This window comes from Clostridium sp. CM027, from assembly GCF_024730565.1.
Taxonomy (GTDB): Bacteria; Bacillota; Clostridia; order Clostridiales; family Clostridiaceae; genus Clostridium_AD; species Clostridium_AD estertheticum_B.
In genome coordinates this window covers 1,521,671-1,536,334 of the sequence record NZ_CP077725.1, presented here as the reverse complement: position 1 = coordinate 1,536,334, position 14,664 = coordinate 1,521,671, and the positions used below count along the sequence as shown (strand labels likewise).

General features: G+C 29.0%; 16 protein-coding genes. 15 read left to right on the top strand and 1 reads right to left on the bottom strand.

Annotated elements, in window-relative coordinates:
- Positions 1-92 precede the first annotated feature (92 nt).
- Complete coding sequence (locus KTC92_RS07405) at positions 93-290, top strand: hypothetical protein (protein WP_220287012.1); 198 nt, start codon at positions 93-95, stop codon at positions 288-290.
- Between the two features lie 10 nt (positions 291-300).
- Here the strand turns inward: KTC92_RS07405 and KTC92_RS07400 are convergent, their stop codons facing one another.
- On the bottom strand, positions 301-1,653 hold the full coding sequence (locus tag KTC92_RS07400) for an APC family permease (RefSeq protein WP_220287011.1): 1,353 nt from the start codon (positions 1,651-1,653) through the stop codon (positions 301-303).
- 441 nt (positions 1,654-2,094) lie between these two features.
- On the opposite strand from KTC92_RS07400, the gene KTC92_RS07395 reads away from it, so the two are divergent.
- The 14 genes from KTC92_RS07395 (at position 2,095) to KTC92_RS07330 (ending at position 14,380) form a co-directional block, all read left to right on the top strand.
- Positions 2,095-2,700, top strand: coding sequence for a sugar O-acetyltransferase (locus KTC92_RS07395; RefSeq protein WP_220287010.1), 606 nt, complete (start codon positions 2,095-2,097; stop codon positions 2,698-2,700).
- Positions 2,701-2,790: 90 nt separating this feature from the next.
- Positions 2,791-3,489, top strand: a complete 699-nt coding sequence (locus tag KTC92_RS07390; protein ID WP_258280738.1) for a DUF998 domain-containing protein — start codon at positions 2,791-2,793, stop codon at positions 3,487-3,489.
- Positions 3,490-3,491: 2 nt separating this feature from the next.
- Positions 3,492-4,583 carry a hypothetical protein gene (locus KTC92_RS07385; protein ID WP_220287009.1) on the top strand — a complete coding sequence of 364 codons (1,092 nt, stop codon included), beginning with the start codon at positions 3,492-3,494 and terminating at the stop codon, positions 4,581-4,583.
- Between the two features lie 458 nt (positions 4,584-5,041).
- Positions 5,042-5,347: a nucleotidyltransferase domain-containing protein gene (locus tag KTC92_RS07380; protein WP_220287008.1), complete on the top strand. Its 306-nt coding sequence runs from the start codon at positions 5,042-5,044 to the stop codon at positions 5,345-5,347.
- Positions 5,328-5,720 carry a nucleotidyltransferase substrate binding protein gene (locus KTC92_RS07375; RefSeq protein WP_220287007.1) on the top strand — a complete coding sequence of 131 codons (393 nt, stop codon included), beginning with the start codon at positions 5,328-5,330 and terminating at the stop codon, positions 5,718-5,720. The genes KTC92_RS07380 and KTC92_RS07375 overlap by 20 nt, the downstream gene beginning before the upstream one ends.
- Before the next feature lie 255 nt (positions 5,721-5,975).
- Complete coding sequence (locus KTC92_RS07370) at positions 5,976-6,191, top strand: hypothetical protein (RefSeq protein ID WP_220287006.1); 216 nt, start codon at positions 5,976-5,978, stop codon at positions 6,189-6,191.
- 185 nt (positions 6,192-6,376) lie between these two features.
- Complete coding sequence (locus KTC92_RS07365; RefSeq protein ID WP_220287005.1) at positions 6,377-6,745, top strand: hypothetical protein; 369 nt, start codon at positions 6,377-6,379, stop codon at positions 6,743-6,745.
- Positions 6,746-6,765: 20 nt separating this feature from the next.
- The gene (locus tag KTC92_RS07360) at positions 6,766-8,520 is read left to right on the top strand and encodes a lipopolysaccharide assembly protein LapB (protein ID WP_220287004.1); all 1,755 of its coding nucleotides are present in this window, start codon (positions 6,766-6,768) and stop codon (positions 8,518-8,520) included.
- Between the two features lie 227 nt (positions 8,521-8,747).
- Positions 8,748-8,909 carry a hypothetical protein gene (locus KTC92_RS07355; protein ID WP_220287003.1) on the top strand — a complete coding sequence of 54 codons (162 nt, stop codon included), beginning with the start codon at positions 8,748-8,750 and terminating at the stop codon, positions 8,907-8,909.
- Positions 8,890-9,282 carry a nucleotidyltransferase substrate binding protein gene (locus tag KTC92_RS07350; protein ID WP_220287002.1) on the top strand — a complete coding sequence of 131 codons (393 nt, stop codon included), beginning with the start codon at positions 8,890-8,892 and terminating at the stop codon, positions 9,280-9,282. The genes KTC92_RS07355 and KTC92_RS07350 overlap by 20 nt, the downstream gene beginning before the upstream one ends.
- Positions 9,283-9,615: 333 nt before the next feature.
- Positions 9,616-11,550 (top strand): BglG family transcription antiterminator, encoded by a 1,935-nt coding sequence (locus tag KTC92_RS07345; RefSeq protein WP_220287001.1) that lies wholly within the window; start codon positions 9,616-9,618, stop codon positions 11,548-11,550.
- Between the two features lie 229 nt (positions 11,551-11,779).
- Positions 11,780-13,195 carry a PTS fructose transporter subunit IIC gene (locus KTC92_RS07340; RefSeq protein WP_258280736.1) on the top strand — a complete coding sequence of 472 codons (1,416 nt, stop codon included), beginning with the start codon at positions 11,780-11,782 and terminating at the stop codon, positions 13,193-13,195.
- A gap of 27 nt (positions 13,196-13,222) precedes the next feature.
- A complete protein-coding gene (locus KTC92_RS07335; RefSeq protein WP_258280735.1) occupies positions 13,223-13,669 on the top strand; it encodes a PTS sugar transporter subunit IIA in 447 nt (148 codons plus the stop codon).
- Positions 13,670-13,966: 297 nt separating this feature from the next.
- Positions 13,967-14,380 carry a hypothetical protein gene (locus tag KTC92_RS07330; protein WP_220287000.1) on the top strand — a complete coding sequence of 138 codons (414 nt, stop codon included), beginning with the start codon at positions 13,967-13,969 and terminating at the stop codon, positions 14,378-14,380.
- Positions 14,381-14,664: the final 284 nt, after the last annotated feature.

The following is a 14,664-nucleotide window of genomic DNA, read 5'->3' as shown; positions in this document are numbered from 1 at the left end:
TATGAAGAAAAAACTAGCAGGATAAATAAATGCTAGTTTTTTTGTTTAGACTAAGAATACATATCGAAATATGTGGGAAATAAGGCATTATAATGGCAGCCCTAATGCTTAGACCTACTGATATGGCTTTTTTAGATATAATAACCCATGCTGAAATATTAACGACTTCAGAAGGACAGTTAGACTCACACTTAAATAGAAGGTGGAGTCTTTCCTTTTTCATAATTTCTAATTGCATGAAAAAGAAGAAACTGTTTCCAGTTTCTTCTTTAGAAATATTATTTGATTAGAGATTAGCTTCTAATTAAGTTTTGTTTTGTTCGAAAACATAGAACCAATAGCCATTATAATTGCAAAGATAATTAGATATGCAACAACTGCCATTTTATGAGAAAAACAAGCAGCAATTATCATGAATAAGCATCCTGCTAATGAAATAATAGGCATTACGAATCTTTTAAATGAGCTTAGATCCTTTTCTTTTTTCATTATCATAATAAAAATAGGAATATATAATGCATAAATAGTAACTATAGGTAATTCTGATGAATCAAAACAAAAGAATCCGAACCAAGGGTTTGTTAAGTTAGCGCCATAGAAGTATAATAACCATATAGCACAAAGAAGTAGTCCCAGTATAGATGAATTTGTTGGCATATTAGTCTCACTATCTATTTGTTTAAATATTTTTGGTTTTGGTCCAAAGCCCCTTGCTGCTAATGAATAAATACCACGAGTACATCCGAGCATTAATCCATTCAAAGTTCCGAGGCAAGAAATAATAACAAATACAAATATTAGAGAACCAAATGTAGAGGAGAATGTTTTTTGAAATGCCAATTTAGCTCCAGCTTCTCCGCCTTTCATCATAACTTCGTTTGTTACAGCTCCAGCTAGTCCTATGTAGTAAAGAATATAAACAGCCATAATTAGAAAAGTTCCTCCAATAAGAGCAAGTGGAAGATTTCTCTTTGCATCTTTTAATTCAGCATTGATACTTGTAGCAATAATCCAACCCTCATATGCAAAAGCTGTAGCAACAACTGCTGTAAATAATGCATTCGTAGTATTTACTTCTTTTACTACTGTTGTAAAATTAAACATAGTCATACCATTATTGATACCTACGATTGTCCCAATTATACCCATTAAAATCAGCGGGATTAGTTTTATAATAGTTGTACTAACTTGAAATTTACCAGCTAAAACTGGTGATAATGCATTTAAAGCATAGCTACCTATCAAATATAGACATGCGATAGTCATACACTCTCCACCTGTAATTGGAAATCCCAATAATACGCAGGTATATCTAGCTGAAACCCATGATAAAACCGATGTCAATGTTGGATAGTAAATTAGTGCCATAAACCAGCCAACATAATATCCATATTTCTCACCCATAGCAGCTTCTGCATAATCAACTATACCATTTACTTTCTCGTATTTAGTTGCCATTACAGCAAAAGTATAGGCGCAAGAAATCATAATAATACCGCCAATAATCCAAGCCAAAATACCTAGTGGAAGACTTCCTCCAGTTGCAGTTAATACTTTTTCTGCCTTAAAAAAAACACCACTGCCGATTACGATGCCAACAACCATTGCTATTGCAGTCATTAGCCCGTACTTTTTTTCTAATTTTGGCTTCATAATTAACCATTCCTTTCGTAATTTATAATTTTCAGATAATTGATTATATCATTATATTTTACTTTTTTATAGGGATAAAACCAATATTATTGTTGCCAATATTTACATCTTTGTATATCCTTCAAATTTGTATTTTGATAAATACTATCGCCTAAGGGGCCTGGACAGCAACCTGAAAAAAGGTAGCAAAGCGACAGCTCATATCATTAGATATTGGTTTACTTTATTAAGAGTGTATTGATATTCTGAAAGTAACACAATATCAATTGAGTTACTTTCATATTGAGGCTATTACCCATTTTTAAAGAATTGTAAATATACATAATTCATGGTAATTATGGTATGATTAAATATATATTTTATGACAAAGTTGTAAAAAGATACGACGTATGAATCTTTTATATTCTGTGAATTAAATCTATTATTTTTAGGAGGCAAACTATGAAAGAAGAAGAAAAAATATTTGCGGGCAGGCTGTTTGATGCCCGTACGAAAGAACTTCGAGATATTAAGCATAAGGCACATATTCTCTGTCAGAAATTCAATTTGCTTGAAGAGTATGATGAAAGTCGTCTGCCAATTATTAAAGAATTTATCGGAAAAATAGGAGAAAAATATTATTTCCAAGGCCCTATACAATTTAATTATGGGTGTCATACGTTCATCGGTGAGAATTTCTTTGCGAACTTTAATACCACGATTTTAGATGATGGTAAAATTTATATTGGTAATAATGTTATGTTCGGACCTAACGTTTCCCTCATGGCATCATCACATCCACTCATTTCGGAAGAGAGAAGTGCCATGAAATATATGGATGGCCATGTGTCTATGTCCGAATACGCAAAGGAAATCTACATTGGAAACAATGTTTGGATTGCTTGCAACGTGGTGGTTTGTGGCGGTGTTCATATTGGAAATAACGCAGTCATCGGCGCTGGCAGCGTTGTTACAAAAGATATCCCAGATAATTATATTGCATACGGTAATCCGTGCAAGCCAATAAGATTAATTACAGAAAAAGATTCAAAGTTAAGCTTACTGTAATTTTTTAATATCCAGTATACGGTAATAATATTATAATTAATTAATAAATTTGTTATGTAATAATAAGATAATATCGGGAGGGTGTAACCAATGAAAAAAATTGAAAAAATATCTATGCCACTGGGGATGGTTGGTGTAATTGGATATATGCTACATACTATTATTGGAAACTTGCTATGGAAACAATATAATGCCATTACAACAGATATTAGTTCTCTAACAGCAGTTGGTGCTCCAAATGCTGTAATCCTTAAATTTTTTACAAGTGTATATGGTATTTGCACAATTTTATTTGTGGCAGGACTTATCATTAAATCTTTTAGAAAATATCACTTGGTAACACGAGTAGGATATGTTGTGATGATGATTATGCAGATTGTTTCCATGGTTGGCTATAGCCTTTTTCCATTGACGGGTGATAAAACGGTTATGAATTTTCAAAATAGGATGCACATCGTAGTAACAGTTGTGGTAATGTTCACTACAATTTCATCCTGTTTTATACTTGCAGTTGGATACTTAAAGCAAGAAAAAATAAAAAAACTCGGAAGGTTTGTTTTAATAATGTCCATTGTTATAACACTAACAGGAGCAACCAATCCCATAGGAATGGGTATGAGACTTAATATTTTAGGATTAACAGAACGATTGGTTATTTATTCCTTGCAATTTATGATGTTTACACTATCCTATTATTATACTTTCAATAAAGATGAGAAAAGTTATTTGGATACCTCAGCTTTAAAAGTGGGGGTATTTTATAAGTTTATGGTGAAGGAGAAATTGTGATTATGCGTAAGTTCAAATCACCATTTATATTAATAATAGCATCAATGTTAATAGTACTAGTATTACTTTTTTTACTCCATATGAAACAATCTAGAGAGAAAGCAACTTCTAATAAAGACTTTAACATAGGAGTAATTGAAACAACTGAACAAGATAATAAAAGCGACTTAACTTTTTACAATAAAGATTTAAAAAAAACTGGAACACAAAAAATTAAATTAGGGTCCATGGGTTCGTCATTTGACCTTCCAAGAATGTATGGTAAGAATATGTATGTTGTTCCAAAAGGAATAGGTAATCAGAAAGAGTTAACTGTAATTATGGAATATAATACTGAAACTAGTAAATATAAAACATATGATATGAAGCAGCACGGTATAAATAGTTTTGCTGTTAATGATAAAGCAATCTACAGCGCAAACACTTTAAGTAATGAATCCATAATAAGTTGGTATGATAAGCGTTCGGGAAATGTAAAAACAATATCGAAGGAAGGGATTTATATTGACCGTATTGACTTGTATAATGGTACTTTATATGCTTTTGCAATGGAGAAAGATAACGATGGAAATAAATCTCATTTGTATTTAATTGATACAAAAAGTTTTAAGATTACAGATATAATAGATATAAGTAAAAGTGGTGAAGGCCACAATTACTCAACTAAAATAGGTGATGATATTTATTTTACTAACCAATATGAAGTATCTGATACTGAGCGAGGATCCTATAATTTAAGTAAATTTAATATTAAAAATAAAACTGTTTCAAACATAAAGCTTAAAGAAAGGTATCCATTTCAAATATTAAATTATAAAAATAAATTAATAATATCTCATTATGATTTAGTTCAAATGCAAGGAAATAAAATTACTATATATGACCCCGGGACTAATGAACAAGATGTTGTAACTCTTGAAAACAATTTGGGACAAATAAGTATTAAAGATGATAAGCTTTATTCAAAGGATGGAGAATATTTATATGTTTACAGTATTAACAATAAAACTTTTAAATTAATAAACAATGTTGATATTTATACAAAGAGAAAAAATATCCTATTTTATTATGTATCCGGATTTTTTACTAAATAGAGGTAAATATAGATAAACCTTATTTTTTATGTATTGATGAAATTTTACCTGCGTTCTATTAATATGAGAAAAATTTGCTTATACAATGCATGAAACTATAGTGAAATATTTACCGTCACAAGTTACAATTGAGTTGAAAATGGTCTTAACATTTAGAAGAACTGTTAGTCAATAGTGTAGTAGCAAGGCGGTTAGAAGGCTGTAACTTCAGTTCTTCGTAAAATATAATTTGATGACATTTATAGAATACCCATTATAGTTTTTAAGTTTATAGTGTAAAAATTATTAAAGCATTCATATATTCACCTAAAAGCTTTTTATAGTTTATTATTTTTAAGTGTTTTTCAATATTTTAGTTTTAAATAATTTTATATGTGCTAAAATAATAAATATGGTGAAAACTAGTATCTAAAAAATGCATAAAATTCAAGAAATATATCTAGAAAGGTAATAATAAAATGATTGATGAAAAATTGGTTGTTAAATTAAAAGAAATTTTTGAAAAGTATAAAGAAATTGAAAAAGTAATATTATTTGGCTCGAGAGCGAGGGGCGATAATAAATATAATTCAGATATAGATATTTGTATAGTTGGGGCAGGAATGATGCACTTGACATTAGCTAATATAAATATGGATATAAGCGAAATAAATACGCCTTTAAGTTTTGATATATTATCATTTAATGAGTTAAATAAAGAAGAATTAATAAAGAATATATTAAAGGAAGGGGTTGTTATATACAATGGGAAAGAGATTAGGTGAAAAAGTAAGCGATTTTGTAAATGCCTTAGCTAGATTGGACGAAGCATTAAAAAAGGATATTACAGATGATATAATAATTGATGGAATTATTCAGAGATTTGAATTTACATTTGAGCAAAGTTGGAAAGTTATGAAGTCGTATTTAGAAGAACAGGGTATAATAGACGAGGCAATATCTCCACGGAGTACTATTAAGATAGCATATAAGCATAGGATAATTGTTGATGGGGAAATTTGGATCGAAATGATGTTAGATAGGAATAGAACATCACATATGTATGATGAAACAATAGCTAGAAATATAGTTGAGCGAATTAGAAAAAGTTATATTACTGAATTTAATAATTTAAAAGTTTTTTTGCAAACATATTAATGAGATATCGAGAAGCAAGAACGTCATTTAATTTTGTGAAATTGTTTTATATAGAAGATGACTTATCTTTATATTTAAGAAAAATAAACTTGAACCAGAGCAAACAAAACAAATGTTTGCTCTGGTTCTTTTTTTATTACATTAATATACTGATTTATGTTGATGCACAGAAGAAGAGCAAGGGTATATGCAAGAATTATTTGAGATAGTGTTTCATAGATTGACTAATCGAAGGAGCGCCATATATGTAGCCCAATGATAGACTTATTGAATTTAAATAGAGGCAGTAGAAATGATTTTGCATATCTCGATGGGAAAGTATTACTGATTCTATCCAAGGATGATGAGACATTTAGTGGGGGAATAAAGCAGGGATTGATTGAACTAATGCCAAATCCGAAAATATGTGATTATTTAAGTGGTGGACATCTTGCTTTGTTTTTAAAAATAGATTCATATATTAAGCAATAACCCCCCCCAACACATCTCCAAGTTATTCTAAGTTTTTAGCTTCTAAATATTAGTATGGTGTAATATATGGCATATTGAGACTTACTTATAAATAGTATTAAGATAGTCGTTATAATTTATTTTATATATTTAAATATGATTCGAGGGACCTCATAATATGTTTTGAGTGAAGGGAAGTATTAGAAATGAATAAAAGTAAGCAAGAAAAGTGGAATTTATTATCTGCAGTTATGTTCATTGTGTCATCAGTTATGATTTATCTAGGATATGATAAACTTACAAACTATTACTCTAGTGATGTGTCATCTTTAACTAAAAATTCTTATGTTGGAGGAGATGCATACAATTATATTATTAATGGAACTAGGGCAACTTCTTTTTTTGTCTTAGCAACAATGTTTGCTATCCTTGGAGTTAGCTTCATTATGATTGGATATTTGGATAAAATCAGCAATATAAAGCAAAGTGAGAGAATCATCAATCTTTTAGAGGGTTTAAACGAAAATAGTGGACCTAAAAACGATAATTTAAATAATACTCTACCACCACTTTAATAAATCCGGGGGGGACAATAATGGCTGGAAATAGATATACAAATATCAGGTATATAGATCTTAATTATTGGTTTAAAGATTGGCCAATAGAAATAATTAACGGTTCTTTACTTTATGATGTTACTTACGATAATGTTGTTCTTCAGTTGAAAATATGTAATATATCAAATGAAAATATTTCATCAGTATATATTTCAGTTGAATGTTTTGATGATGCTGGAGATAAAATGAATGAAAACAATAATATCATTATACATTCTTATCAAGACTTGGACGTAAAACCCAATAATACTTTTGGTGAAAATGTGGCTGTACCACTTATAAATAAAAATGTAAGAAAAGTTAACATACATGTTCAAAAAGTTGTTTATAAAAATGGAGATATTAAGAAAATAAATAAAGAATGTCAATTAAATAAAATAACCGAAAGAACTAGGATAAATGTTTTAGGGGACATGTTAATCGGCGAATTAAAAAGAATTAAATTAGAAGGGAATTCTTTCGGTATTGAGTTCATTCCAGAAACTTTAGAAGGGTTAGGTTGGTTATGTTGCTGCGGAAGATTAAATAATATCTCTAACTTAGCGTGTTGCAGATGTGGACGAGATAAAACATGGCAGTTTGATATTATCAATAAAGTGTATTTAGAAAAGTCCTATAATGATTATCAAATTTACCAAGAAAAAATAAGGTTAAAAGTGAAAAAGGAAAAACAAAGAGATGAGGAAGAAAGAGAAGAACAAATTAAAATTCAAAAAGATATAGCACAAAAGAAAAAATACAAAATGATTCAAACAGCTAAAGTTAGTTCTCTATTGACAATATTATTATTTTTTATTATTTTTGCATCTATTAGATATATAAAACCAATGGTAATAAAAAACCAACAATATGGAAATGCAATAAAGTTATTAAACGGTGGAAAGTATAACGAAGCATTACTAATATTTGAAAATTTACTACATTATAAAAATGCTGATGAAGAAATTAAGGAAACACATTATAGATATGGAACTGAGCTATTAAAAAGCAATGAATTTGACAAAGCATTGTCGCAGTTGCAGCAAATATTGAAATATAAAGATAGTAAAAAACTAATAGATAAGACACACTATCAATTTGGTAGAAAATTAATGAATGATAAAGATTACTTAATTAGTATAGAAAACTTCAATAAAATAACAAAAGGAAATGTTGAATTTTATTCTAATGCACAAGAAAATATAGAAGAATGTAAAAAACAATTTATAAAGTTAAATGTAACATTGGCAAATGAGGCTATAAGTAGCAAGGAATATGATAACGCTGAGAAATATATAAATGAACTTTTAAAATTGGATAGTAAGAGTGCTGATGCTAAAAAATTGAAGAGTACAATTAATAGCAATATTGCAGAAGATAATATAGCGTTAAAGGTATCCTTAGCAAATAAGTTGAATAATAACAGCAATGGGGAAGTAAAAGAATCTTATTTAGATCAAAAAGAGTTATCTATGAGTGGGGCGATAAATAGGAATCTAAATGTTCATATGAAACTTTTTTTTAACAGCAATGAGGTTTCAGGAACATATTATTATGATAAGTATAAAACGGACATTATACTTAAAGGCGTTTATGATATGGACAATAATGTTACCATGAATGAGTTGGATAATAATGAAAACATTACAGGCGTATTCAAAGGGAAGATTTTTTCAAACGGGGAGTACATTGGTAGTTGGTCGAATCTTGATGGAACAAAAGAAATGCCCTTTGCTATTAAGTTATGCAATTAAAAATCTTTTATGGATAGAAAATTTAATTAACGTGATTTATGCCCAGTACCAAATAATGAATGTAGTTAATAGTGTAAAAGTTATTAAAGCATTCATATATTCACCTAAAAGCTTTTTATAGTTTATTATTTTTAAGTGTTTTTCAATATTTTAGTTTTAAATAATTTTATATGTGCTAAAATAATAAATATAATTCAGATATAGATATTTGTATAGTTGGAGCAGGAATGATGCACTTGACATTAGCTAATATTAATATGGATATAAGCGAAATAAATACGCCTTTAAGTTTTGATATATTATCATTTAATGAGTTAAATAAAGAAGAATTAATAAAGAATATATTAAAGGAAGGGGTTGTTATATACAATGGGAAAGAGATTAGGTGAAAAAGTAAGCGATTTTGTAAAAGCCTTAGCTAGATTGGACGAAGCATTAAAAAAGGATATTACAGATGATATAATTATTGATGGAATTATTCAAAGATTTGAATTTACATTTGAGCAAAGTTGGAAAGTTATGAAGTCCTATTTAGAAGAACAGGGTATAATAGACGAGGAAATATCTCCACGGAGTACATTTAAGATAGCATATAAGCATAAGATAATTGTTGATGGGGAAATTTGGATCGAAATGATGTTGGATAGGAATAGAACATCACATATGTATGATGAAACAATAGGTAGAAATATAGTTGAGCGAATTAGAAAAAGTTATATAACTGAATTTAATAATTTAAAAGCTTTTTTGCAAACATATTAATGAGATGTCGCGAAGCAAGAACGTCATTTAAATTTGTGAAATTGTTTTATATAGAAGATAACTTATCTTTATATTTAAGAAAAATAAACTTGAACCAGAGCAAACAAAACAAATGTTTGGAAGGTTCTTTTTTTATTATCTTAATATACTGATTTATGGGAAAAGTGTAAATTTGAATATGTTTATATTAGAGATATTATAAAGATGGGTTTTGGTATAATATAATTTGTGAGGTGTAATAGATATGTTATCATGTATAAAAAGTATACATTTTAGAAGATTAAGAATGAGAGGAATAAAAAACAATTAAATATTAATATAAGGGTGGTAAACATGATATGTAATTTAAGATTGCAAAAGATTTTACACATATTATTATGTGTTGATAAGATAGTTACTGGAGAATATCTCTGTAATACATTAGGCGTCTCATCTAGAACTATAAGAAGTGATATAAAGGAATTAAACTATATATTAGAAGATAAAGGTGCAATTATTTTATCTGAAAAATCAAGAGGGTATAGAATTGAAATTCTTAAAGAGAAAACATTTAAGGAGTTCTTAAGTGAGAACAAAGAAAAGGATATATCTAATAATTTAACAGCTATAGAAAGGGCAGAATATATAATAACAAGGTTATTAATAAATGAGTTAAAAGGAATGGAAGGAATAACTCAAAATGAACTCGCAGATGAATTATATGTAAGTTTATCATCATTAAAGAATGATATTAAACTTGCAAAAAATACTCTAGTAAAATTTAGTACTGATATAGAGAAGATTGGTAATAAGGGAATTAAAATTACTGGAAGTGAAGAGAATATACGTTATTGCATCAATAGATATGTTTTAGCTAGTAATAAAGAAATAAAAAATAACCTGTATATCCAAATAAAGAAAATTTTAGGAGAAAAAAACACATATATAAATTATATAATTAAAAATAATATTTCTAAATTTAATTTTAGATTATCGGACATAGCATATAGAGATATACAATCTTATTTAATAATAATGATTACTAGAAACTATTATCATAAAAATATTTCTTATGATGCGGATATTAGAAAAAAGTTAAAAAGAGAATCAAAAATTAAGATAGCTAAAAGTATATGTAATGAAATAAAGGATGAATTTGGAATTGATTTAATCGAAGAGGAAATGTTATATCTGACTAAACATATAATGGCAAGTAGTCATATGGAAACAAGCAAAGAAACAGAAGAATATTATGTAGAGGAAGATGCAATACTACGAAAAATATTAGCATCAATAAATAATAGTTTTAATATCAATTTTACTAATGATAATATGCTTATCAATTTCTTAGGTCATCATCTTAAAGTATCAATAAATAGAGCGAGATATGGAATTAGGGTAGAAAATTCTATGCTGAGTGTAATAAAAAATAACTATCCTTTTGCATTAGAGCTTTCACTTCTCGCAAACAAGATTATTAAAGAGGAAACAGACCTTAATTTAACAGAAGATGATATTGGATTTATTGCTCTACATTTTGCAGCAGCCATTGAAAGAAAAAATAAAAACAGAGAATCTACTGCAAAGAAAGTCATAATAGTATGTACAACAGGTGTTGGGACGTCTCTGCTTCTTAAAGTAAAGTTAGAATCCCATTTTAAAAATAGGTTAAATATTGTAGATACTATTCCGCGATATGAATTAAATGATGACGTAATAGAAAAAGCAGATTTAATAATATCTACAGTTCCTTTAGATATTAGATTAGATAAGGTTATATATATTAAAAGCTTATTAGATAGTGAAGAAATAAAGCTAATTGAAGAAAAGATAGACAATAACATTAATAATACAAATGGTCTTGTAAGTAAACTTAAAGAAAATTTATTCTTTAAGAATGTTGTGGCTAGTAATAGAGACAATTTATTAGATTTTATGACAAAAGAATTAATTAAAAGAGATTATATAAATGAAAATGTAAGAGAAAGTATTTTTAAAAGAGAGGAAATAGCTAGTACAGAAATAGGCGAATTAGTTGCGGTGCCACATCATATGAGCGAGGACATAAATGAGTCTTTTATTGCTGTTGCCGTATTAAGGAAGGGAATTACTTGGAGTAAAGAACAAGTACAATTAGTTTTACTTATAGGTATGGCGGTTAAAGATAGGTATGAATGGAAAAATTGTTTAGAGCATTTATATAAAAATATTATAGACATTGAAGTTGTGAAAAATATTATTAAATGTAATGATTTTGAAGAATTAAATAAGATAATAAGCAAATTTTAAAGATAAAACTTCGGTGGGAGGATAAATCTCCTTCTGAAGTTTTATTTTTGCTGCATCTAAGATGATGATTTAAAAGAATTGTAATTAACTAAAAGTAGATATTTAATTTCCGCTATAACAGGAAAAAGTGTATCTATGAATATGTTTACATCCAATATATAATAAAGACAAGAAATGAATAAAGCATTTGAAGTTTCTTAATTAATAAAGTAAACGGAGGATGAAAGATATGAAATTATTAGCAGTTACATCATGTCCAGTTGGAATTGCACATACTTATATAGCCGCAGCAAAGTTAAGTAAGATGGCAAAGAAAATGGGAGTAGAAATTAAAGTTGAAACTCAAGGAGCAACAGGCGCGGAAAATGTAATAACAGAAGAAGATATAAGAGAAGCTGATGGAATAATAATTGCAGCTGATAAAGCAGTAAGTTTAGAAAGATTTGAAGGGCTTCCAATGATAGAGTGTCCAATAACTAGAGCTATTAAAGAACCAGATGTTCTAATACAAATGTTTTTAGATGGAAAAGTAGAAAAGAAGAAAGAAAAAAGGATGAAGAGTGTTGATGAAAGTAAGAAGGAATTAAAATCTAAGCAACCAACTTTTTATAAGCACTTAATGGGTGGCGTTTCATATATGATTCCAGTTGTAGTTGTTGCAGGACTATTAATAGCAATGGCACTTGCATTTGGTGGAAAACCTACTAATGCAGGACTTGTAATACCAGATGAATCATTTTGGAAAATTATAGAGAAGATAGGTGGAGCAGGATTCCTATTCATGGTACCAGTATTGTCTGGATTTATTGCGTATTCAATAGGTGATAGACCAGGTTTAGTACCAGGACTAATTGGTGGATATATTGCATCGAATGGATCTTTTTATGGGTCAGAAGCGAATGCTGGATTTTTAGGCGGTATAGTAACAGGATTTTTAGCTGGATATATAGTTAAGGGATTAAAATCAATTAAAGTTCCAGACATGATTAAGCCAATAATGCCGATAATAGTAATTCCAATTATATCAACATTGGTAATGGGATTAGTATTTATATTAGTTGTAGGTGGACCAATAACAATAACATTTGAAGCATTAAAAAGTTTTCTAGTAGGTTTGTCGGGCACAAGTTCAGTAATTTTAGCTACTATATTAGGTGCAATGGTCGCATTTGATATGGGTGGACCAGTAAATAAAACAGCATTCTTATTTGGTGTTTCAATGATAACAGCAGGCAATCCAGAAATAATGGGTCCTATTGCAGCAGCAATAGCAATTCCTCCAATAGGAATGGGTATTGCAACATTCTTAAAAAAGAAATACTACAGTAGTGAAGAATTAGATGCTGGTAAAGCAGCATTTGCAATGGGGCTTTGTGGAATAACAGAAGGAGCAATTCCATTTGCTTCACTTGATCCTTTAAGAGTTATACCATCATTAATGGTAGGTTCAATAGTTGGCGCTAACATAGCTATGTTAGGTGGGGTTGCTGATAGAGTACCACACGGTGGCCCAATAGTTGCTTTAATGGGTGGTATTGATGGAATATTAATGTTTTTAATAGCAATAATTGTAGGCTCAATTGTTACAGCATTAATGATTAATTATCTAAAAGGTATGAAAATAAGAAAAGAGCAAAAAGCTTAAAAAATAAGGAATACAAGGAGAAAAAACATGAGTAAATTATTTGATGTGAAATATATGGATTTAGATTTAAATACATGTGAAAAGTTTGAAACTATAAAACATTTAGCAAGCTTAATAGATGAAAGATTAATAGACGTAGATAAATATGTAGAAGATGTTAAAGCAAGAGAATCAATATCAACAACAGGAATAGGTGATGGAGTTGCTATTCCACATGCAAAGTCATCCTGGGTTAAAGTACCAACAGTTGTTGTGGGGAAAAGTTCAAGTGGAATAGAATGGGAAAGTCTTGATGATGAACCAGTTAACATTGTATTCCTAATAGCAGTACCAGAAGATGGAAAGAATGAACACTTAAAGATTCTTCAAAGACTTGCTATAAGCTTAATGGACGATGAGATTAAAGAAGAAATAGTAAATGCAACAGATAAAAAAGTTATAGAAGAATTATTAAATCACAATACAGAGGGATAATTAAAATAGTAAGCTATGAATGTAGAAAATTTCTAAATTCATAGCTTTTTTATATAATAATAATAACGATATAATTAAAAGCGGGGGGGGAGTATAGATAAATATAATAATTTATTGAACGTTTAAAATCTAAGGAAACTACAATTGATAAGATTGCTAAAATGGCTATAAAGCAATATGGAAGTATTGAAAAATATTGTGGATAGAAGGAGTTGATAAAGATGTCAGATATATATGTATAGAAATAAAGTGAGAAACTACCTTGATAAACTTTCTGGTGCTTAGTCAGATGAACTAATGAAGATATCAAATTTTAATTTTCATCCAGAAATCGAAGTTTTGGACTTCGAAATTTTTAATGAAGGCTTTACATCTGGATTTTATATCCGTATGTTTTCTATGACAAGAGACGCTAATGAATTTTTTCATGACGAAAAAATTGATGGAGATATTTATTTTTCAGGAGGATATGATTTGCTTCAAGAAGTTGAACATATATTTTCCTATGATGAGATCGAGCATTATGAGGAATTAGGGATCGATGCCTATGAAGAAGATTCTTTTGAACTTATTAGATGGTTCTCGGAAATATGGAAGAAAATTATTGGAACAAAAATCAACATTCCTTCGTACTTATGTTTACATGACGATATAAGATCTTTTGATCTAATAAATATGGAATGGATTTCAGACGATGAAAAGTGGATATAAAAATAAATTATCGCGATTGCAACGATATTAATATTTAAAAATGTCGTGAAATGACCAGGTTCGGATTCAGATGTTGAGCCGATAAAAACTATCACCTTAAGTATATACTTAAGGGATGATAGCTACGAAAGTTGCTCAATGTCTGAAACGAGCTATTGAACGATCCCGCGTTAGCTCTACTATAGAGATTAAATCTTTCTCCTCTTTTGTAATCATTTCACCCTTGTCACAGCAAGAACAAATAGTTATATCTATTCCCCTCTTATTTATTTTTCTACTTAGAT